15 protein-coding genes are annotated in these 20,301 nt (G+C 63.7%); 5 read left to right on the top strand and 10 right to left on the bottom strand.

The annotated features are described in order from the left end of the window. Positions 1–5: 5 nt before the first annotated feature. Together KLP40_RS14985 and pseC are read right to left on the bottom strand one after the other, a co-directional pair. Positions 6–743: a cytidylyltransferase domain-containing protein gene (locus tag KLP40_RS14985; RefSeq protein WP_215594652.1), complete on the bottom strand. Its 738-nt coding sequence runs from the start codon at positions 741–743 to the stop codon at positions 6–8. 182 nt (positions 744–925) lie between these two features. Beyond that, entirely contained in the window at positions 926–2,080 is a 1,155-nt protein-coding gene (pseC, locus tag KLP40_RS14980) for a UDP-4-amino-4,6-dideoxy-N-acetyl-beta-L-altrosamine transaminase (RefSeq protein ID WP_215594651.1), read from the bottom strand. A 204-nt stretch (positions 2,081–2,284) separates the two neighbouring features. Here pseC and KLP40_RS14975 point away from each other — a divergent pair, with 204 nt between their 5' ends. After that, positions 2,285–3,406, top strand: coding sequence for a hypothetical protein (locus tag KLP40_RS14975; RefSeq protein ID WP_215594650.1), 1,122 nt, complete (start codon positions 2,285–2,287; stop codon positions 3,404–3,406). Between the two features lie 91 nt (positions 3,407–3,497). On the opposite strand, the gene pseB is transcribed toward KLP40_RS14975, so the two are convergent. After that, a complete protein-coding gene (gene pseB, locus KLP40_RS14970; RefSeq protein ID WP_215594649.1) occupies positions 3,498–4,517 on the bottom strand; it encodes a UDP-N-acetylglucosamine 4,6-dehydratase (inverting) in 1,020 nt (339 codons plus the stop codon). Between the two features lie 308 nt (positions 4,518–4,825). Here pseB and KLP40_RS14965 point away from each other — a divergent pair, with 308 nt between their 5' ends. After that, a complete protein-coding gene (locus tag KLP40_RS14965; protein ID WP_215594648.1) occupies positions 4,826–6,673 on the top strand; it encodes a hypothetical protein in 1,848 nt (615 codons plus the stop codon). 11 nt (positions 6,674–6,684) lie between these two features. Here KLP40_RS14965 and KLP40_RS14960 read toward each other — a convergent pair whose 3' ends face one another. Together KLP40_RS14960 and KLP40_RS14955 are read right to left on the bottom strand one after the other, a co-directional pair. Next, positions 6,685–7,620: an alpha/beta hydrolase gene (locus tag KLP40_RS14960; RefSeq protein ID WP_215594647.1), complete on the bottom strand. Its 936-nt coding sequence runs from the start codon at positions 7,618–7,620 to the stop codon at positions 6,685–6,687. 163 nt (positions 7,621–7,783) lie between these two features. Beyond that, complete coding sequence (locus tag KLP40_RS14955; RefSeq protein ID WP_317196777.1) at positions 7,784–9,118, bottom strand: glycosyltransferase family 4 protein; 1,335 nt, start codon at positions 9,116–9,118, stop codon at positions 7,784–7,786. A 209-nt stretch (positions 9,119–9,327) separates the two neighbouring features. Here KLP40_RS14955 and ffh point away from each other — a divergent pair, with 209 nt between their 5' ends. Then, positions 9,328–10,677, top strand: coding sequence for a signal recognition particle protein (ffh, locus tag KLP40_RS14950; protein WP_215594646.1), 1,350 nt, complete (start codon positions 9,328–9,330; stop codon positions 10,675–10,677). 126 nt (positions 10,678–10,803) lie between these two features. Here ffh and KLP40_RS14945 read toward each other — a convergent pair whose 3' ends face one another. Beyond that, positions 10,804–12,375: an NFACT RNA binding domain-containing protein gene (locus tag KLP40_RS14945; RefSeq protein ID WP_215594645.1), complete on the bottom strand. Its 1,572-nt coding sequence runs from the start codon at positions 12,373–12,375 to the stop codon at positions 10,804–10,806. 179 nt (positions 12,376–12,554) lie between these two features. Between KLP40_RS14945 and KLP40_RS14940 the strand changes: the two genes are divergently transcribed. Further along, entirely contained in the window at positions 12,555–13,022 is a 468-nt protein-coding gene (locus tag KLP40_RS14940; protein ID WP_215594644.1) for a hypothetical protein, read from the top strand. A gap of 20 nt (positions 13,023–13,042) precedes the next feature. Here KLP40_RS14940 and KLP40_RS14935 read toward each other — a convergent pair whose 3' ends face one another. The 4 genes from KLP40_RS14935 to KLP40_RS14920 all read right to left on the bottom strand — a co-directional run bounded on the left by KLP40_RS14935 (position 13,043) and on the right by KLP40_RS14920 (position 18,950). Beyond that, positions 13,043–13,405 (bottom strand): cupin domain-containing protein, encoded by a 363-nt coding sequence (locus tag KLP40_RS14935; RefSeq protein ID WP_215594643.1) that lies wholly within the window; start codon positions 13,403–13,405, stop codon positions 13,043–13,045. Positions 13,406–13,514: 109 nt separating this feature from the next. Then, complete coding sequence (locus KLP40_RS14930) at positions 13,515–14,282, bottom strand: MBL fold metallo-hydrolase (protein WP_215594642.1); 768 nt, start codon at positions 14,280–14,282, stop codon at positions 13,515–13,517. A gap of 105 nt (positions 14,283–14,387) precedes the next feature. Continuing rightward, the gene (locus KLP40_RS14925) at positions 14,388–14,765 is read right to left on the bottom strand and encodes a response regulator (protein WP_215594641.1); all 378 of its coding nucleotides are present in this window, start codon (positions 14,763–14,765) and stop codon (positions 14,388–14,390) included. Between the two features lie 81 nt (positions 14,766–14,846). After that, complete coding sequence (locus KLP40_RS14920; RefSeq protein ID WP_215594640.1) at positions 14,847–18,950, bottom strand: PAS domain S-box protein; 4,104 nt, start codon at positions 18,948–18,950, stop codon at positions 14,847–14,849. Between the two features lie 124 nt (positions 18,951–19,074). Between KLP40_RS14920 and KLP40_RS14915 the strand changes: the two genes are divergently transcribed. Further along, positions 19,075–20,199 carry a glycosyltransferase gene (locus KLP40_RS14915; protein WP_215594639.1) on the top strand — a complete coding sequence of 375 codons (1,125 nt, stop codon included), beginning with the start codon at positions 19,075–19,077 and terminating at the stop codon, positions 20,197–20,199. Positions 20,200–20,301: the final 102 nt, after the last annotated feature.

The following is a 20,301-nucleotide window of genomic DNA, read 5'->3' as shown; positions in this document are numbered from 1 at the left end:
CAGGTTTAGCGGGTGAAATCGTACTTCTGCTGCTCAATTTCGGCGTTGATGGCCACCAGCTCGGGATGGGCTTCGAGCAGGACAATCAGCTGCTCCGCCGAGAAGTCGGCCGCCCGGTGTTCCTCCAGCAGCCGCCGCAGCAGCTCCAGGTCGGGGGGCGTGTCGAGGGTAACGCGGAAGCGGCTGGCGTCGGTGGGGCGGGTTACGTGGCCGAATTCCACCCGGCCCGAGCGGTTCTGGTGGATATAGGGCGTCACGTGCTCCCGGTCGGAGGTGCTGGTGGCGTGGGCCTGGGCCTCGGCCAGCAACTCCCCCGAAAATACTTCAAAATCGAGGCCCCGGGGGTAGGTGCGCACCAGCCCGTTGGAGAGATAGAGGCGGGGGTTGGCGGCCCGCTCGTAGTCGGCCACGGCCCGGCCAATCAGCTCCCCGTCAATGAGCGGGCAGTCGGAGGTGACGCGCACGATGGTCGTCAGGCCATAGTGAAGGGCGGTGGCGGCGTAGCGGCTCAGCACGTCGTCGGAGCTGCCTCGGAAGCAGGGCAGGCCGTGACGCAGGGCGTAGTCGGCCAGCACGTCGTCCTCGGGCAGGGTGGTGGTGGCCAGGTACAACGGCAGGCCGCTGGCGCGCAGGCGCCGCACGTGGTAGTCAAGTATTGCCTGCCCGCCGGCCGTCAGCAGGACCTTGCCCGGCAGCCGGGTGCTGCCCATGCGGGCCTGGGTAATGATGCCGACCTTTTTCAAATGTGAGTTGAATGTGGTGATAATGTGAGTTGAATGTGTCGGTAATGTGGAGAATGTGATTTGAATGTGGGGAATGTGTCGGTAATGTAATTTGAATGTGCTCGGAAAAAGGTCTACTGGGGGACTATTTGCGACACAATCAGCACATTATCACCACATTCAGCTCACATTCAAACCACATTTTATACGAACTCCCGGACGCTGGCCACCACGTAGTCCTGCTCGGCGTCGGTCAGGCTCGGGAACAGGGGCAGGCTCAGGCACTCGGCGTAGTAGGCTTCGGCCTGGGGGAAGTCGCCCGGCTGCCAGCCCAGGCCCTGGTAGTAGGGCATGGTGTGGACCGGAATGTAGTGCACCTGGGCGAAAATCTGCCGGGTGCGCAGGAAATCGTAGAGGCCCTTGCGGTCGGCTACGCGCACCACGTAGAGGTGGTAGGCGTGGCCGGGGGAGCCGGCCAGGGGCCGCACGGCGGGCAGCTCGGCGAAGGCAGCATCGTAGCGGGCGGCCAGGGCGCGGCGGCGCGCCAGGCCGGCGGGGGCCTGGGCCAGCTGACTCACGCCGAGGGCGCAGAGGATGTCGGGCATCCGGTAGTTGTAGCCCAGCTCCTGCATTTCCATGTACCAGCCGCCGTCATGGCGTTCCATCAGGTCCGGGTCGCGGGTGATGCCGTGGGTGCGCAGCAGCAGCAGCTCCTGGTAGAGGTCGAGGCGGTTGGTGGTAATCATGCCGCCTTCGCCGGTAGCAATGTGCTTGACGGGGTGGAAGCTGAAGATGGCCAGATCGGCAAACTGCCCGTTGCCACAGCGCTGCTCCCGGCCCGCGCTGTCCCGGAATGAGCCCCCGGGCGCGTGGCAGCTGTCTTCCAGCAGCCAGAGCCCGAACTCATCGCAGAGCTGGCGGGCGGCTTCCAGGTCCACGGCCAGCCCCCCGAAATCTACCGGAATCAGGCCGTGGAAGTGGCCCGCCGGGTGGCTTTCCAGCAGGCGGCGCACGGCCTGCAGGTCGATGAGGGCCGTAGCGGGGTCGATGTCGGCGAAATGCACTTCGCCCCCGCAGTAGCGCACGCAGTTGGCCGAGGCCACGAAGGTGATGGGCGTGGTGATGACCCGCTGGCCCGGCTGCACGTGCAGGGCCAGCGCGCACAGGTGCAGGGCGGCCGTGCCGTTGCTCACGGCTACGGCGTACTGCGCGCCCACGTACTCGGCAAACTTCTGCTCGAACTCGGCCACCTTGGGGCCCTGGGTGAGGTAGTCGGCCCGCAGGGCGTCCGTCACGGCGGCAATATCGGCTTCCGTAATCTGTTGGCGGCCGTAGGGAATGGGCTGGGAAAAGGACATCGGGGTGATCAGCGTAAGGTGGGGTAAAGATACGAGGCGCATTTCGGTTGCCCGGCCTGCTATAACCCCGTCCGGCCGCAGTTCGTTTGACCGACGCGGATGACGGAAGTCTGCGGGGTTTCGTGTTATTTTACCGGTAAGCAGCCGGGGCCTCCCCGCTCGTGCTGCTTACCGGTCCTCTCTGTTCGCCTGTTGCCGCTGCCAATGCCTACCCGAATTTTCCTGCTGCTTGCCCTGCTGTTGTCGGCGGGTGGAGCCAGGGCCCAGCACGAGGCGCAGAACTGGTACTTCGGGAAGAACGTGGGGTTGTCCTTCGTTGGGGGAGCCCCCACGCCGCTGCTGTACAGCGCCATGAACACCTACGAGGCCTGCGCCGCGGTGTCGGATAGCGCCGGCCAGCTGCTCTTCTACACCAACAGCGAGGTGGTCTGGAACCGCCACCACCAGCTGATGCCTGACGGCAGCGGTCTGGGCGGGCACTCTTCGGCCACCCAGGGCGCCGTGATTCTGCGCCGGCCGGGCAGTGCAACGCAGTACTACGTGTTCACGGTGGATGGCTGCGACACCAACCTGGCCGGCGGCCTGCGCTATTCTCTTGTCGACCTGACCGCCGACGCCGGCCGGGGCGCCGTCATCACCCGGGCCCAGCCCCTGGATACCGGTCGCGTGACGGAAAAGCTGACCGTGGTGCCCCACGCCAACGGCCTCGACAGCTGGGTGGTGGTGCACGCCTGGCAGTCGGACCGGTTTCTGGCCTACCTCGTCACGGGCGCGGGCATCGCGCCCGCGCCCGTGACCTCGGCCCTGGGCTCGGTGCACGCCGGGGGGGGGGGCGCCCTGCGCAACGCCAACGCCGTGGGCTACCTGAAAGCCTCCCCCAACGGCCGGCAACTGGCCCTGGGCGTGCGCGACGAGGATTTTGAGCTCTTCGACTTCGATAACGCCACCGGCCGGCTCAGCCACTTTGTGCGGCTGCCCAGCATTTACCGCAGCTACGGCGTGGCCTTTTCGCCCGACGGCTCCCGCCTCTACGGCACCGATCTGGACGGCTTCCGGGTGTACCAGTTCAACCTGCGCGCCGGTTCGGCGGCAGCCATTGCGGCCAGCCGGGTGGAGGTGGGCAATACCTCCGGCTACGCCGGCGCCCTGCAGCTGGCCCCCGACGGCAAAATCTACGTGGCCCAGTACAACCGCATCTACCTGAGCGTAATTACCGACCCCAACGCCCTGGGCGCCGCCTGCGGCTTTCAGCTCGACGCGCTCCACCTCAACGACCGGCTCTGCCAGGTAGGGCTGCCCAATTACGGGGTTATCAGCAAACGGTAACGTCCCGGCGGGGCTATAAAGGGCTGTAAAACAACAGGGCCGCCACCCGAATCCGGGTAGCGGCCCTGCTGTCTTACAGCTCCACCGAGGCTCAGGCCTCGAAACCGGCATCCACGTGCTGGCGGATTTCCTGCTGAATCTGCTCGGCCGAGAGCCAGTCGGTGTTGTTGCTGGAGTCGTAGTGGAAGCCGGCCTCCACGCGGCGGCCCCCAAAGTGGCGGATGAAGTCGTCCACGTCCCAGCGCGGGGTGAAGGGCAGGATGACGTAATACTTAGCCAGCTCCACGGTGCTCAGCGCGTCGGTTTCGGTAATCATTTCCTCGTGCAGCTTCTCGCCCGGCCGGATGCCCACAATCTCCTGGCGGCAGTCGGGGCCGATGGCGCGGGCCACTTCCGTGATTTTGTAGCTCGGAATCTTGGGCACGAAGATTTCGCCGCCCCAGCTGTGCTCCAGCGCGTACAGCACTAGGTCCACGCCCTCATCGAGGGAGATGTGGAAGCGCGTCATGTCGGGGTGGGTGATGGGTAGCACGCCGGTTTCGCGGCGCTGCAGGAAAAACGGCACCACCGAGCCCCGGGAGCCGATAACGTTGCCGTAGCGCACCACCGAGAAGCGCAAATCCCGGCTGCCTTTCATGTTGTTGGCGGCCACGAACAGCTTATCGGAGCAGAGCTTGGTGGCCCCGTAGAGGTTGATGGGGGCGGCGGCCTTGTCGGTGCTCAGGGCCACTACATCCTTCACGCCGCAGTCGAGGGCGGCGTTAATCACGTTTTCGGCCCCGAAAATGTTGGTTTTGATGCACTCCATCGGGTTGTACTCGGCGGCGGGCACCTGCTTGAGGGCGGCGGCGTGCACAATAATATCGATGCCCTCGCAGGCCCGTTTCAGCCGCTCCCCGTCGCGCACGTCACCGATGAAGTAGCGGATGGCCGGGTACTCGCTGCCGGGAAACGTCTGCGACATTTCGAACTGCTTGAGCTCGTCGCGGGAGTACACCACCAGTCGTTTTACCTGCGGATAGAGCTTGAAAACCGTTTCCACGAACTGTTTGCCGAACGAGCCCGTGCCGCCGGTTACCAGGATGGATTTATGATTGAGGTCGAGGGCCATGGGAAAAGGTGAGGTAGTGCGGCGGCGAAAAGGCGCCCCGCGGGCAGGGAGGGCAAAAGTAGGCATTCTGCATTCAGTTGCCAGTTGATAGTTGATAGTTGTCGGTTGTCAGTGGCCAGTTGTCAGTTGATAGTTGTCAGTTGATAGTTGTCAGTTGATAGTTGTCGGTTGTCAGTTGTCAGTGGATAGTTGTCGGTTGTCAGTTGTCAGTGGCCAGTTGTTTAGGAAAGAGTGCGGTGACTGCTTCGTTGTAACTTTGACGAATCAGATAGCTGGCAACTGACAACTAGCCACTGACAACTCATTAGATGACCCTAGCAACTGACTCCCCCATCAAACTCCTGATCTGGGACCTCGACGACACGTTCTGGCGGGGCACGCTCTCGGAAGGCGCAGTGGAGGCGGTGGCCGAAAACCTGCAGCTGGTGCGCGATACGGCCGCCCGGGGCCTGGTGCACACCATCGTGAGCAAAAACGATTTCGCGCTGGCCGAAGCCAGGTTGCAGGAGCTGGGCATCCGCGACCTGTTCGTGTTTCCGCAGATCAGCTGGCAGCCGAAGGGCCCGATTATTAAGCAGCTGCTGGAACAGATGCAGCTGCGCGCCCCCAACGCCCTGTTCCTCGACGACAACCCCATCAACCTGGCGGAGGCGCAGTACTACAACCCCGGCCTGCAGACCGCCGACCCCCGGGAGCTGCCCCAACTGGCCCCGTTGCTGCGCGCCAGCGGCAAGCCCGACCCCACGTTTTCGCGCCTGGAGCAGTACAAGCTGCTGGAACGCCAGCAGCAAGCCCGCACTCAGTACGATGATAACCTGGCGTTTCTGCAGGATGCGCAGGTGCGCGTGGAGTTCCGGGAAGGTGCGGCCGTGCTACCCGACCTCGACCGGCTGGAGGAGCTCATCAACCGCTCCAACCAGCTCAACTTTACCAAGCACCGCGTCACGAAAGCCGGCCTGGCAGCCAGCCTGACCGACCCAAGCCGCCGCTGGGGCACCGTGCGCGTGCAGGACCGTTTCGGCGACTACGGCCTGGTGGGTATCTACTGCCTGAACCGGCCCGAAAACCGCCTGGAGCAGCTGGTGTTTTCCTGCCGCATTCTGCACCTGGGGGTGGAGCAGTTCACCTATGCCCACCTTGGTTTCCCGGCCCTGGAAGTGCAGGGCGATGTGGCCACCACCCTCAACGGCACCGACCAGCCCACCTGGATAACGGTGCAGCAGTCCACCCCTCAGGCTGCCGTCAGCCCGCTCCCAAGCCCAACGGTGGCGGCCAACCGGCTGCGGGTACTGCTGAAAGGCGGCTGCGACCTGGGCCAGCTCACGCCTTACCTGCAGACCTACCAGGTGGACGTGACGGAGGATTTCAACTACGTGAACGACCATCAGGTACCGGTGCACACCGAGCACACCGAGCTACTGCGCCTGAGCCGTACCCTGCCGCCCGCCGAGCAGCAGCGCCTGGCGGATAGTCTGCCCTTCCTTGATCGGGAAGCCTTCCGGCCCCGCCTCTGGGAGCCGGGCCTCGGCTTCGATGCCCTGGTGTACAGCCCCCTGATGGACTACACCCAGGACCTGTACCGCGAAAAGGCCACCGGCCTGCTCATTCCCTTCGGGGCCTACCAGGACCTGACCCAACTGGACCCCGCCGCGCAGGCCCAGCGCTACGCCCAGCGCAAATTTCGGGGCCTGGATGAGGCCTTTCTGCGCCGCTTTCGGGGGGAGTTTACGTATGCCGGTCCGCTCACGCCCGCTCGGTTTCAGGAAAACCTGGCGTGGCTGCGGGAGCAGCTGCCGGCTGCCGTGCCGCTCATCCTGCTCACCGGGGCCGAGGTGGAAGTGCCCGGCTCGGCAGAGGCAGGCGCGGTGCAGCGCCATCAGCAGATGAACGCCGCCTTGCTCGATTTCGCCGCCCGCACCCCCAACGTGCAGGTGGTGGATGTGCGCCCCATCGTGCGCACCCGCGCCGACGTGACCAACAACCTGCGCCACTACCAGCGCCCCCTCTACAAACAGCTGGCCGACCAGCTGGCCGCCGAGCTGGCCTGCCACCAAGGTGGGAAATTGAAACGCTCGGTTGTCGGCCAAATGCGGGCCGCCTTCCTGGATGCGCTGCCCACGCCCGTGCGCAAAGTGTGGGACCGGCTCCGGCAATAGCGCACCCCATATTATTTCCCCAATAAAAAGCCCAGTGGGTCGGCGAGGCGGCGGTTCCAGGCCTGCTCGCTGTGGTTGGCCCCGGGCACGTAGCGCGTCTGCCAGGAGCGCGGGGTGTAGCCGCGCTCCTGCACCACGGCATCTACCCGGCGCTGAATGGCCGGGTACAGCGCGTCGAGGGTCTGGTCGCCGCAGTCGAAGTACAGGCGGTGGGTGCGCGGGTCGGGCAGGTGGGTGCGCAGGTAGCTGAGGAAGGCTTCGGGCATGGGGTTGTTGCGCAGCGTGAAGGTGCCGGGCCAGTGCGTGGACAGGCAGGCCGCCCCGCCAAACACCTGCGGATACTCGCACAAAGCATACATCGAAATCAATCCGCCCATACTGCTGCCGGCCACGAAGGTGTGCACCTGGTCGGGATACACGCGGTACTTGCGGTCAATCAGCGGCTTGAGTTCCGTCACGAGGTAGCGCAGGTAGGCGTCGGAGTTGGGCTGGAATGCCTCGGGGCTGCGGCCGGCCTGGCGGAGCTGCTGCTGCACGGTGTCGCGCTGGGCTTTGGTGAGCTGCTCGAAGGGCTTCTGGGGAAAGTAGTTGGGGTGGCGGCGCGCCCCGGCGTTCCACACGCCCACCACGATGACGTCCTGCAGTTGGCCGGCCTGCCGCAGCCGCGTCACCACGTCGTCCACGTTCCAGGCCTGGTGGTTCCAGGTGGTGGTGCTGTCAAAGAGCATCTGCCCGTCGTGCATGTAGAGCACCGCGAAGCGGCGCTTGCCATCGTAGTTGGCCGGTAGCCACACGTCCACGAGGCGGGGTTCCACCAGCTGGGACGCCACGTTGTCGAGCCGCTCAATGCGGCCCGCCACGGGTTTCTGCAAAGGCGGCGCGGGGGCCGTTTGAGCGTGAAGGGTGGTGCTGAGGAGCAGGCCGGCGAGCAGGATGAATAGGCGCATAGGAGAAATCATGCAGATGATAGTAACCGTGGCAACAAGTTGGTTGCGAGTAATTTGTATGGTAGCGCGAGCTTGGTGGTTTGCGGCCTTGCACGGTTGTCGGAGCACGAAACTGGACGGATAGTTGGAACTGCTGTCCGGGACGCGAACTACCAAGTTCGCGCTACAATGCGGCCGACGCCCCAGCCGAAATCAGCTTTACCAGCTGCTCCGTCAGGCTGCGGCGGGAGTAGCGGCTGCGGCCGGTGGCGGGCACCGGGATGGTACTGCTCTGCTGCCAGGTGGTTACCAGCTCATCGAGATACACCCGCATGGCGGCGCGGTCCTCGTACTCGAAGCTGCGGCCGGCCTGGCAGTCTTCCAGCACGCGGGCCGCGTCGGAGCCGGCGGGGCCGATGCAGATAACGGGGCGGCCGGCAGCCAGGTACTCGAATACTTTGCCCGGCAAAATGCCCCGGTTGTGAGCTACATCAGGAATGCCCATCAGCAAAGCGGTGCAGCGCTGCATGTACCCCACGGCCTCGTCGTGGGGCACAAACTCCACCAGCTCCGTGCGCGCCGTGAGGCCCGCCGCGGCCAGTTGCTGCTCTACTTCCTTGGCTATCCGCCCCACAAAGCGCAGGCGCAGCGGCACCTGCGGGTTCCGGGCCGCGCAGGCGGCCACTTCCTCAAAAAACGGCCCCACGTGGTACTGCCCCGTGATGGTGCCCACGTAGGTGAGCAGCAGCTGGTCGGCGGGAGCGGCCTCCACCTGCTGAAAATCAGACTCATCGTAGCCGTTGGGCAGTACCGCAAACTTGTCGGCGGGCAGCCGGGGTACTTTGCTCTGCAGCAGCCGGCCGGTGTCGGGGCTGGTGGTGATGACCACGTCGGCAGCTTCCAGCACCTGCCGCTCGTAGCGCGCATCGAGCCAGCGGGCCACGGCGGTGCGCATCAGCGTCTGGGTGTAGTAGATGTCGGTCCACGGGTCGCGCAGATCGGCCAGCCAGCGCCAGCCGTAGCGGCGCTTCAGCTCCAGCCCGATCAGCTGCGTAGAGTGGGGGGGCGAGGACGTGAGCACCGCATCGAACTGCTCGCCCGCCGCCACCAGCGCCTCCACCTGCCGGAGGGCAAAGCCGTTCCAGCCCCGGCGCGGATCGGGCAGAAACACGTTGCCGCGCACGAAGCGGGCCACCCGCTGGGCCACCGATACCCGGCCTTCGTTGGCAAAGCCGCCGTGCGGAATGGGGCGGTTGGTGAGTTTCTGGTAAGCGCCGAAAGGCTCCCGGGTGCCCGTGCGCAGCACCCGCACGCCCGGCGGCACGTCGGCTTCCAGCGAGGTATCCAACACCGGATAGGCCGCTTGGGCGGGGTCCACGGTGATGACGGTGGGCTCCACGCCCAGCGTCGGCAGGTGCTTCACCCATTTCAGGCAGCGCTGCACCCCGGCTCCGCCCGAAGGCGGCCAGTAATAGGTAATCACCAGCAAACGCAGCGGGCGGGCGGCAGACTCGGGCACGGGCAGCAAGGGCAAGAGTGAAGCCGCGAAGGTACGCACCCGCGGCCTTTCGGGGTTTTCTGGTTACTTTTGGAGGCTGAACCAGGGCAACGAAGTTTCCCGCACCAGTCAACCGTTCAAATGGCCCTTGCGGGCCGACTCAGGAGTTTCTGCGACCCGCTGTCCAACAGCCGCCAAACAAGTAAAATAGCGCAAAATCAGCGTCTTCAATGTTCGATAACCTCTCTACCAAGCTCGACAAAGCCTTTAAAACCCTCAAGGGCCAGGGCTCCATCACCGAAATCAACGTCGCCGCCACGGTGAAGGAAATCCGCCGCGCCCTGGTGGATGCCGACGTGAACTACAAGGTGGCCAAGGAAGTCACCGATAAAATCAAGGACGAGGCCATGGGCCGCGACGTGCTGGTGGCCGTGTCGCCGGGCCAGCTGATGACCAAAATCGTCTACGATGAGCTCACCCAGCTCATGGGCGGCGAAAAGCAGGACATTCAGGTGAAAGGCGAGCCGGCCGTGATTCTGCTCTCCGGCCTCCAGGGCTCGGGCAAAACCACCTTCGCCGGCAAGCTGGCCGCCCACCTCAAAAAGCAGGGCCGCCAGGTGCTGCTGGTGGCCTGCGACGTGTACCGCCCCGCCGCCATCGACCAGCTCAAGGTGCTCGGCGAGCAGGTGGGCGTGGACGTGTACTCGGAGCCGGAGAACAAGAACCCGGTGGACATTTCGCGCAACGCCATTGAGTTTGCCCGCAAAAACAACAAGAAGGTCGTCATCATCGATACCGCCGGGCGCCTGGCCGTGGATGAGCAGATGATGGCCGAAATCGAGCAGGTGAAGCGGGCCATCAACCCCGCCGAAACCCTGTTCGTGGTGGACTCCATGACCGGCCAGGACGCCGTGAACACGGCTAAAACCTTCAACGACCGCCTCAACTTCGACGGCGTGGTGCTCACCAAGCTCGATGGCGACTCCCGCGGCGGGGCAGCTCTGAGCATCCGGGCCGTGGTGGAGAAACCCATCAAGTTCATCTCGACGGGCGAGAAAATGGAAGCCCTCGACCTGTTCTATCCCGACCGCATGGCCCAGCGCATCCTGGGCATGGGCGACGTGATTTCGCTGGTGGAGCGGGCCCAGCAGCAGTTCGATGAGGAGGAGGCCAAGCGCATCAACCAGAAGATCCGCAAAAACCAGTTCAACTTCGACGACTTCCTCTCCCAGCTGGACCAGATCAAGAAGATGGGCAACCTGAAGGACCTGGTGGGCATGATTCCGGGCATGGGCAAGGCCATGAAGGACGTGGAAATCGACGACAACGCCTTCAAGCCGATTGAGGCCATCATCAAGAGCATGACGCCCCAGGAGCGCGCTCAGCCCGAGCTGCTCAACGGCTCCCGCCGCCGCCGCCTGGCCCTGGGCTCCGGCACCGACATCCAGCAGGTCAACAACCTGATGAAGCAGTTCGAAGACATGCGCAAAGTGATGCGAACCATGAATAAAATGAGCCAGACCAAGGGCGGTATGCAGCAGATGGCCCGCATGATGGGCATGAAAGGCCCGCTGCGCTAAGCGCATCCGCTAAACGCGCGTGCCACAACCACGGCCCGGATTTCCAGAGGTGCGCCTCTGCGGAATCCGGGCCGTAGCCGTTATGCCGGCCGATTTAGTGGCTAAGGCCGCAAGAAGCCAGCCGGACTACTCCCGCTCGAAGGGGTTGGCGGGTACTACCAGCAGCACGTTTTCGCGCTCCACGGCTACCTGGCCGGGTTTGGCGCCCCGGGGCTTGCGCACAAACTTCTTGGGCGTGTAGGTAACGGGGCAGAGGGAGTCGTTTTTGCGGCGCGAGTACCAGGCCGCCAGCTGGGCGGCCCGCTCCAGCACCGGCGCCGGCACCGGCTGGCCCGGCCGCTGCCGGATGACCACGTGGGAGCCCGTCACGTCCTTGGCGTGCAGCCACAGGTCGTCTTTGTGGGCGTAGCGCTGGGTCAGCAGGTCGTTGTTCTGGGCGTTGCGGCCCACCAGAATCGTGAAGCCGCTGTCCTCGAACACCTTGAAGGGCAGTTCCGCGGCGGCGGCACGGGCGGCGGTGGCCGCATCGAGCCCGTGCTGCTTGCGCCACTGGCGCAGGGTGCGCAGCTCGCCGGGCGGCAGGGCGGCCAGCTCCTCCAGCTGCTCGAGGGCGCGGAAGGCTTCCGTTTCGCGGCGGTCGGCGCGGGCGGCCAGCTCCTGGGTTTCGCGCTGCTGGTTTTTGGCCTTGCGGTAGAGGTTCTGGGCCGTGCGCTGGGGTGTTTCGGGGGGCTTGAGCCGGATGAGGCGGGGCTGGTTGTTCTGGTAGAAATCAACCACCTCCACCTCCGCCGCGCCGGGGGCAATCTGGGTCAGGTGGGCCATAATCAGGTCGGCCGTCTGGCGGTAGCCGGCGGTATTTTCCAGGGTGTGGAGGCGGCGGCGCACGTGCTGGGCGGCAGTGGCGGCTTCATCGGCGCGCTTCTCCAGCTGCTGGCGTACCTGGCGCAGCTCGGTTTCGTAGGTCTGGCGGTTGAGCAGCAGGGGCGTAAAGCGGCGCAGCGCCCCGATGGGGTCGTCGGCGGGCAGGGTTTCCTCCACCTCGCCCACGGGCAGCAGACTCAGGCGGGTGCGGCCACCGAGCCGGGTAATGTAAAAAGCAGCCGGCTGCTCCAGTTCCGCCACGGTTTGGCGCACCAGCTGCTCCTGCCGCTGCCGGGGTGCCGCCTCGTAGCCCTGGGCGCGCAGGTAAGCCAGGCCCAGGTCGCCGAGGCCGGGGTAGGCTTTGGAGGGCGCCAGGCCGGCCGCGGCGGCCGGGTCCGGGGGCGGGACGGGTTGCAGGTCGGCGTCGGGGAGGTAGCGCTGGTGAAACAGCTCGGGCAGGGCCGTGGGCCAGGGCCGGAAGATGGCGTTGGGCCGGGTACTGTAGAGCTTGAACACCAGCGAGGCCCCGCTACGGAAGCAGAAGTGCAGCACCCGATCCTGGGGCCAGGCCTTTACCAGCGTCACTTCCTGGCCCAGCAGTCCGGGCAGCAGGTCCACCGAGTTCTGGCGGGCCCGGTGAAAGGTTTCGGGCAGGGCCAGCAGGGTGCCGGCCGCCGCCAGCGTGAATTTCAGCCAGAACTCTTCGGCCGCTTCGTTGGTCAGCCCGATAACCAGCTCGTCCTTGTCCTGGGTGAAGCAGGTGGCCACCCGGTAGCCGGCCAGGCGGCGGGTGAGGGCCGGGGCCAGCTGGCGCAGAAAATAATAGTTGGCGGGCATGGGCGGAAGAGCAGAAAGCGGCAAAAAAGCAGGCCCGGTAAGGGCGCAAGGCCACAAAGAACGCGGAATTCAGCCGGATTGGGCAGCGGGCGTGCAACCCTGGCGCCGACGCGGGGCTCTACGGGAGTAGCTGCCGGAACCGACCGGCTTATTTTCCATCACCTGCCCCCCGGATCTTTATGAAGCATTATCTGTTAGCCGCCGCGCTGCTCCCCGCCCTGGCCGCCTGCCACAAATCCGATAACGACGACGCTGCTCCCGCACCCGTTGCCGCCGAATTCAACCAGGATTTCGCCCTCCGCTACCGCCAGTCGGCCACGTTGCCCACAGCGCAGACGCCAGAATTGACGCTGCTGGTGGAAGACCTGCAGTTTAGCATCTGCCCAAAAAACGTCAATTGTTTCCTGCCCGATTTTGCGAACCCCACGCTGGCCATCGCCGCCGCCGACGGTAGTACCCAGCAGCTCCAACTAGCCCGGAATATAGCTTCGCCCAGTTCCCCCAACTGGATTGACACGGCCAGCATACGGGCCAATGGCCGGCGCTACGTAGTGTATTACAAGAGCTGGGCCCTGGATGCCGGCCGCCAGGACAGCCCCCGAAAACAGGATTTTACGCTCAATTTCCGGGTCGAAAAGCCCCAATAAACCGGCGCAACGCGCCCGCACTACATCTGCTCCAGGTTGGTGCGGGTGCGCTCGTTCTGCACGTTTCCGGTGTTTACCGTGGTTTGGGGCTCCAGCATCATAATCCAGGTTTCGTCCGTGCTGTGGGGGCGGTGGTCGGTGCCGCGAGGCACTACCAGCAGCTCGCCAGGGTTAATTTCAGCCGTCGTGCCGTCGCGGAAGTCAATCAGCAGTTGGCCCTTCACCACCATAAACAGCTCGTCTTCCCGGGCGTGGTTGTGCCAGATGAATTCGCCCTGCACGCGGGCAATTTTGATGTGCTGGTCGTTGAGCTCCCCGATGATGCGCGGGTTCCAGTGGTCGGTAAACTGGGCAAACTTGTCCTCGAGCCGGATAACGTTCATAGATGGGGGCTTAGGGTCTCGGGGGCTTGAAAAGTAGAAGTGCCAGCCTGCAAAAGCAGCATTGTGCTCCGTAGTACGTTTCCTTTACTGACAACTGACAACCGGTAACTCACACCGTCACCCGCAGGCCGTCGTAGGCCAGCCGGATGAAAGCGGGAAGCTGGGCTTCCACGTCGCGGTGGCGGCCGAGCTGGTGGCTGATGTGGGTAAGGTAGGCGCGCGCGGGGGCCAGATCTTCGAGAATGGCCACGGCTTCCTGGAGCGTGAAGTGGGAAATATGCTTTTCGTGGCGCAGGGCGTTAAGCACGATGACCTCCGAGCCGCGCATCTGCTCCAGGGCCTCGGGGCCAAGGTAGTTGGCGTCAGTAACGTAAGTGAAATTACCCACCCGAAAGCCCAGCACCGGCAGCTTGTAGTGCAGGGCCCGGATGGGCTGGAAGTCGATGCCTTCCACCTGAAAAACGTCCTGGTCGCTGAGAATGGGGTGGAGCTGGACCTGCGGAATGCCCGGGTACTTGTGTTCGGCAAAGATGTACGCGTACTCCTGCTTCAGCTGAGCCAGCACCCGGGGCTCGGCGTGCAGGGGCATATCCTGCTGCTGGCGGAAGTTGTAGGCCCGGATGTCGTCGAGCCCGCCGGTATGGTCCTTGTGCTCGTGGGTGAAGACGAGGGCATCAAGGTGGTCGATCTGCTCGCGCAGGGCCTGCTGCCGGAAATCGGGACCCGAGTCGATGACAATGCTCTTGCCCTGCACCTGCACGTGCACCGACACCCGCAGGCGCTTGTCGCGGTAGTCCACGGAGCGGCACACGGCACAGCGGCACCCAATAACGGGCACTCCCTGCGACGTGCCCGTACCCAGGAAAGTTATTTCCATACGAGAGAAGTGAGACTATGGGAGTTGAGAGCTGAGACCATGTTCATGCGGCGCGGACGTCAGAACATAGTCTCACTGCTCACCTCTCATAGTCTCCCCTCTAAACTAGCCTACGTACTGTTTTACTACCCGCACCAGGGCATCAAAGTCGAGGGGCTTGGGCAGGTAATCGGTTACGCCGGCGTCGCGGAACTGCTCCATGGAGTAGTTGTTGGCGTTGCCGGTGATGGCAATTACCGGAATCTTGGCGATGCGCGGGTCGGGGTTGCGGCGGATTTCGCGGGTGCATTCCATGCCGTCTTTCACAGGAATATTAATATCCATCAGCACGCAGTCGATGGGCTGGCTTTCAATCTGCTTGATGACCTCGCCGCCGTTTTTGGCCGAAACGATGCGGTACTGCTGAAGTTCCAGTATTTTTTTGGTCAGGTTCAGAATAACGGAACTGTCCTCGGCAATCAGGATGGTTTTAGAGTCGGCCATGAGGGAGAGAGAGTAAAAGGAGGAAGGAGGTTGTGAGGAACAGCGGACAGGATTCAGCCCGCCGGCGCAGGGTGGAAAAGGTCAGGGGGCCTGAGTGACAGCCGGATAGACGGCCTTGAATTGTGCAAAGAAACCGAGTAAATGTTGAAAATCGGCGGCTGTATTATCCGTACGTCCGTTTTTTAACGCATGTTCCAGGGCTTTAGCACTTTCTGCCACGTCCCGGATGCCCAGCGTGAAGCCGGTACCCTTAAGTTGGTGCAAATGTGGTAAAATCTGCTCGTACTGGCCCTGGGCCACCAGGGCCGCCGCTTCGCTGAGCACTCCTTCGGCTTCTGTTTCGAAGTCGGCATAGAGCTGGGCCGCGAATTCGCCCCCGCCCAGCTGGCGCAATTGTTCCACAATATCGAGGTCGATGCAGTCCGCAGGTAGTTCTTGGGGGGGCAGCGTTTCGGGAGCGGGCAGGGGGGCGGCGGCCGGCGCGGTGGGGGCCGCCTTGAGCGCGTCGCTGATGGGCGGGCCGTCGGTCCAGCGGCGCAGCACGGCGTACAGGTCCTGGCTTTTGACGGGCTTCGACACGTAGTCGTCCATGCCTTCCTGCACGAACCGCTCGGCGTCTTCTTTCATGGAGTAGGCCGTCATGGCCACAATGGGCGGGCAGGTGCTGCCCAGGCGCTGGCGGATTTCGCGCATGGCCGTGATGCCGTCCATTTCGGGCATCTGAATGTCCATGAACACCAGATCGTACTGGGCGTTGGGCGCAATGGCCCGGCTGATGGCCTCGAAGCCGTCGGAGGCTACCACAATGTCGCAGCCCAGCTTGTCGAGCAGGCGGGTGGCCACCTTCTGGTTGATGGGGTTGTCATCGACGAGCAGCACCCGCGGGGCCGACTCAAAGCGGACCACTTCCTGGGGCCGTTCCCGGGCCGTGAGACGCTCCTGCACGATTTCGGCCTCGTTGAAGGCTACCCGGCAGCGGATGGTAAACCAGAACGTGGAGCCTTCCCCGATGTTGGAATACACCCCGATTTCGCCCCCCAGCAGGTCGGCCAGCTGCTTGCTGATGGCCAGGCCCAGGCCCGTGCCCCCGAAGGCCTTGGTGGGCGTGGTATCGAGCTGGGTGAAGTTGGTAAACAGCAGCTTCTCATTGTCGTCGGAGATACCGATGCCCGAGTCCTGCACGGCAAAGCGCAGCACGTGCTCATCGCCATCCGTGACTACCGACGATACCACGATGCTGACCGTGCCCTGGGCCGTGAACTTGATGGCGTTGGAGGTCAGGTTGCTCAGAATCTGGAGCAGGCGCGTTTCGTCGGTGATGATGAAACGCGGCGTGTGGGGCGTTACGTGGTAAGTGAACTTGAGGCGTTTCTGGTTGGCCCGGTTGGCAAACAGGGAGTGAATCTTGTCGAGGGTGTAGTGCAGGTCCATACCCTCCTCGTTGAGCTGGAGCTTGCCGGCCTGAATCTTGGACAGGTCTAGGATGTCGTTGAGAATGGCCAGCAGGGCATCCGACGACTTGCGCAGCGTGTCCACGTACTCCTCCTGCTCCTCGCTGCTCACGGTCTGGTGGAGCAAATCAATCATGCCGATGATGCCGTTCATGGGCGTGCGCAGCTCGTGGCTCATGTTGGCCAGGAACAGCGTTTTGGCTTCCAGAGCCAGCTCGGCTTCCTCCTTGGCCCGGCGCAGCTCGTTCTGCATCTGCTTGAGGCCGGTAATGTCGCGGGCGATGCCCTCGGTGCCGTTTTCGCCGCCCACCACCACCCGGCGCGAGTTCACCAGCACGCTCACCGAGTGGCCGTCCTTGTGGCGCATGGCAATTTCGAAGTTGCGGGCCTCCCCGTTCTGGCGCACGTGTTCCAGCAGGGTGGCCCGTTCCAGCGGGTTCACGTAGTAGTCGCCGATGTAATGGCCCAGAGCTTCCTCGGGCTTATAGCCCAGCATGTCGTAGACGGAAGGGCTGAGCAGGGTCAGATTGCCCACGCCGTCGGTGCGGTAGTACACGTCCTGGAACGACTCGAAAATGGCCCGGAATTTCTCTTCCTGGGCGGCCAGCTCCAGCTGGTTGCGTTTTTTGTCGGTGATATCGTGGGCAATGCCCGAAATTTCCTCGAACGAGCCGTCGTCGAGGTAGATGGGGTTGAGGTAGATTTCGCGCCACGTGTCCTGGCCGCGGGCGTCGCGCAGGCGCACCTCGAAGCGCTGCGGGTGCCCCTGGAAGGCCCGGCGGTAATTTTCAATAAAGGCCCGGCGCGCATCTTCCTCCATCAGGGCCACGTCGGCCTGCCACAGGTTCACGTTCAGCGACGGATACACGCCGTTGCGGCGCAGAAAGTAGGCGGCGTAGTTGCGGTTGAAGGAGCACAGGTTGGAGTGCATATCCACCGACCACATCAGGTGGGAGCCGCTCTCGAAGATGGCGTTCAGGCGGGCGTTCTGCTTCTGAATCTGTACCTCGTTGCGCTTGCGCTCAATGGCCAGCGCCACCTGGTTGGAGATGAAGTGCAGAATTTCGATGTCGGTGGGGGCGTAGGCGTTGGCCTTCTGGTAGTCCTGCACCGCAATCACCCCGATGATGCGTTCCCCGATGCTGAGCGGGGAGCAGAGCATCACTTCCGGCATGAGGCCGTAAGCCGTGATAGTACCGCTTTCGATCAGCTCCTGCAGCTCCTCGCGCAGCAAATACTGGGGCCGCCCCGTGCGGATGATGTACTCCGAGACGCCCGAGGAAAACGGCCGCGCCATCATGCTTTGGTCGCCCTGGGCATTCTGGTCCACAAAGTAGGCGAACTGCAGCTGAGTGCGGGCCTCATCGCAGAGGGCAATGTAGAAGTTGTTGGTCTCGATGATCTTGCTCAGCTCCCGGTGAATGGCCCCGTAGAGGGAGTGCAGGTCCTTGGAGCTGATGGCCAGGTTGGCAATGCTATAGTACACTTTCTGCAACCGCTCGGCCTTGATGCGGTCGGTAATGTCGTGCAGAATGGCGCGGGTACTGACCGGCTCGTTGTCCTGCCAGGAGCAGGAAATGGACCCGATCAGGTGAATCGGTTTGCCCGCTTTGGTGAGAAATACGGTTTCGAGCTTGTTGACTTTTTCGCCCTTGTAAAGGTTGCGCAGCTGGTAGAGCAGCTTGGCCTTGTAGTAGGGGTGCACCACGTTGGAGAGCGTGAGCTCGGCCAGGTCCTCGTCGTCGTAGCCCAGCTTCTCCTTCCACGACTTGTTCACGAACAGAAATCGGTTGTCGATGCTCAGATTCTGGATCAGGTCGTGGGCATTGTCGAGGAAGTCCTGGAGGCGGTTGCGGTTGTCGGTGAGGGCGCGCACGGCCACCTGCTTGTCGGTGATGTCGCGGCCCACGAACAGGATGCCGTTGATTTCCCCCGCCGCATCGCGCTCAAACTCCGAATGCCAGAAAAAGGTGCGCCCCTGGCCCGAAACTGTGAGCAGGGAGCGTTCAAAGAAATCCTGGAGCTCCTCGCACTCAATGGCCCGCTGGAAGGCAAACCGCCGGGGCTCGCGTTCCTCCTCGGGGGCAAACAGGCTGAAGTATTCCTGGCCCATGAGGCTATCGGCCTGGCGGCCGGTTACTTCGCAGAAATAGTCGTTTACGTCCTGAATGCGGGCTTCGCGGCTCAGCAGCAGGTAGCACATGCCGGCCCGGCTGAGTACGTCGCGAAACTGGCCGCGGGAAAAGTTATTGAGCAGCGGCTCGGTCCGGGGGCGGCTGACGGCCGCCCTGGGGGCCACCACGGGCACGTACTGGGCCGTATCGCGCAGGGTGAGCAGCACCAGCGGATTTTCGTCGCTCCGGATGCGGTTGAGGCTGACCCAGGCTTGCAGGCTCAGGCCGTCGGTGCCGTGGCCACTCCACTGAAACGAGCGGGTGGTGCCCGTTTGCAGGCAGTCGAGCACCTGTTCGCGCAGGTGCAACTCGGACGTGAGCTGCACGGGGGAAGCCGGCTCCGGAATCAGACCAAAGGCCATCAGGCCGGTGCCCAGCAGCATGGGCCGGGTGGTGCCTAAATACTGGACAATACGCTGGTTGCAGTCGAGCAGGGTGCCCGAGGCATCGTAAAGCAGCAGGCCATCGAACGACTCCTCAAACAGCGCCCGGTATAGCTCCGGCGACAGGCTGGAGCCATGGACGGCAGGGGCGGCTGAGGAGCTCACGGAACTGGACATGGAAGGAGGGCAGAAGTACGCGGAACGAAGCGGGAAAGGGCCGCACCCGGAATGAAGTTCTTAAATTGGCGACAATTCCTGAATTTACCGCCTTTTCCCGCCTTGGGAAATCTTCCGCCCCCCCGTGTCGTCCCGCCTGGTTTTTACCGTCACCACCGACCTCAACTACGACCAGCGCATGCAGCGCATCTGCGGCTCCCTGGCCGCGGCCGGGTACGAGGTGCTGCTGGTGGGCCGGCAGTGGCCCGGCTCGCGGCCCCTCACGCCCCAGCCCTACCGCCAGCACCGGCTACGTTGCCGCTTTAACCGGGGTAAGCTGTTCTACTTCGAGTTCAACCTGCGCCTGCTGCTGTTTCTGCTGGCCCGCCGCGCCACGGCCTGGTGCGCCATCGACCTGGATACGGCCCTGCCGGTGTGGCTGCGGGCCCGCCTGGGCGGTCAGCCCTTCGTGTATGACGCCCACGAGCTGTTCACGGAGGTGCCCGAGGTGGTAGCCCGGCCCCGGGTACAACGCCTGTGGCGGCGGGTAGAAGATTTCATCGTGCCCCGGGCCACGCTGGCCTATACCGTGGGTCCGGCCCTGGCCGGGCTGTTCGAGCAGCGCCACGGCCGGCCCTTCGCCGTGGTGCGCAACATCAGCCGCCTGAGCCCGGCGGCGCTGCCCCCGGCTCCGTTGGCAGCGCCAGCAAACGGCTTTATTCTGTACCAGGGCGCTTTGAATACGGGCCGGGGCCTGGAGGAGCTGCTGGCGGCCATGCCCCACGTCAACGGCCGGCTGGTGCTCTGCGGCGAAGGCGACCTGTCGGAAAGTCTGCGCCGGCAGGCGCAGGTGCTGGGGCTGCTGGCGTCGGGGCAGGTGGAGTTCCGGGGCTTCGTGCTGCCCCGGGAGCTGGCCGAGCTCACCCGCCAGGCCACGGTGGGCGTAAACCTGCTGCGCAATATGGGCCTGAGCTACTATTACTCGCTGGCCAACAAGTTCTTCGACTACCTCCACGCCGGCGTGCCTCAGGTTGTCACTGATTTCCCCGAGTACCGCGCCCTCAACGCCCGGTACGACGTGGCCGACCTCGTGCCCGACCTGGAGCCCGCCACCCTGGCCGCCGCCCTCAACCGCCTGCTGCCGGGCGGCGACGCGGCCCGCTACCACCAGTTGGCCCTCAACGCCCGCCGCGCCCGCCCGTTGCTCAGCTGGCAGCACGAAGAGCAGGAGCTGCTGCGGATGTATAAAGAATTAAGAATTAAGAATTAAGAATTAAGAATTAAGAATTAAGAATTAAGAATTAAGAATTAAGAATTAAGAATTAAGAATTAAGAATTAAGAATTAAGAATTAAGAATTAAGAATTAAGAAT

The organism is Hymenobacter piscis, from assembly GCF_018760735.1.
In the GTDB taxonomy this organism is placed as follows: domain Bacteria; phylum Bacteroidota; class Bacteroidia; order Cytophagales; family Hymenobacteraceae; genus Hymenobacter; species Hymenobacter piscis.
The sequence above is the reverse complement of the archived record's forward strand: the minus strand, read 5'-3'. Positions and strand labels throughout refer to the sequence as shown.

What these genes read in the sequence shown, in the direction of transcription:
- pseC (WP_215594651.1), bottom strand. Translation starts at nt 2,080, where the DNA reads ATGTCCTTTTCCCAGCCCATTCCCTACGGCCGCCAACAGATTACGGAA.
- KLP40_RS14975 (WP_215594650.1), top strand. Translation starts at nt 2,285, where the DNA reads ATGCCTACCCGAATTTTCCTGCTGCTTGCCCTGCTGTTGTCGGCGGGT.
- pseB (WP_215594649.1), bottom strand. Translation starts at nt 4,517, where the DNA reads ATGGCCCTCGACCTCAATCATAAATCCATCCTGGTAACCGGCGGCACG.
- KLP40_RS14965 (WP_215594648.1), top strand. Translation starts at nt 4,826, where the DNA reads ATGACCCTAGCAACTGACTCCCCCATCAAACTCCTGATCTGGGACCTC.
- KLP40_RS14960 (WP_215594647.1), bottom strand. Translation starts at nt 7,620, where the DNA reads ATGCGCCTATTCATCCTGCTCGCCGGCCTGCTCCTCAGCACCACCCTT.
- ffh (WP_215594646.1), top strand. Translation starts at nt 9,328, where the DNA reads ATGTTCGATAACCTCTCTACCAAGCTCGACAAAGCCTTTAAAACCCTC.
- KLP40_RS14945 (WP_215594645.1), bottom strand. Translation starts at nt 12,375, where the DNA reads ATGCCCGCCAACTATTATTTTCTGCGCCAGCTGGCCCCGGCCCTCACC.
- KLP40_RS14940 (WP_215594644.1), top strand. Translation starts at nt 12,555, where the DNA reads ATGAAGCATTATCTGTTAGCCGCCGCGCTGCTCCCCGCCCTGGCCGCC.
- KLP40_RS14935 (WP_215594643.1), bottom strand. Translation starts at nt 13,405, where the DNA reads ATGAACGTTATCCGGCTCGAGGACAAGTTTGCCCAGTTTACCGACCAC.
- KLP40_RS14930 (WP_215594642.1), bottom strand. Translation starts at nt 14,282, where the DNA reads ATGGAAATAACTTTCCTGGGTACGGGCACGTCGCAGGGAGTGCCCGTT.
- KLP40_RS14925 (WP_215594641.1), bottom strand. Translation starts at nt 14,765, where the DNA reads ATGGCCGACTCTAAAACCATCCTGATTGCCGAGGACAGTTCCGTTATT.
- KLP40_RS14920 (WP_215594640.1), bottom strand. Translation starts at nt 18,950, where the DNA reads ATGTCCAGTTCCGTGAGCTCCTCAGCCGCCCCTGCCGTCCATGGCTCC.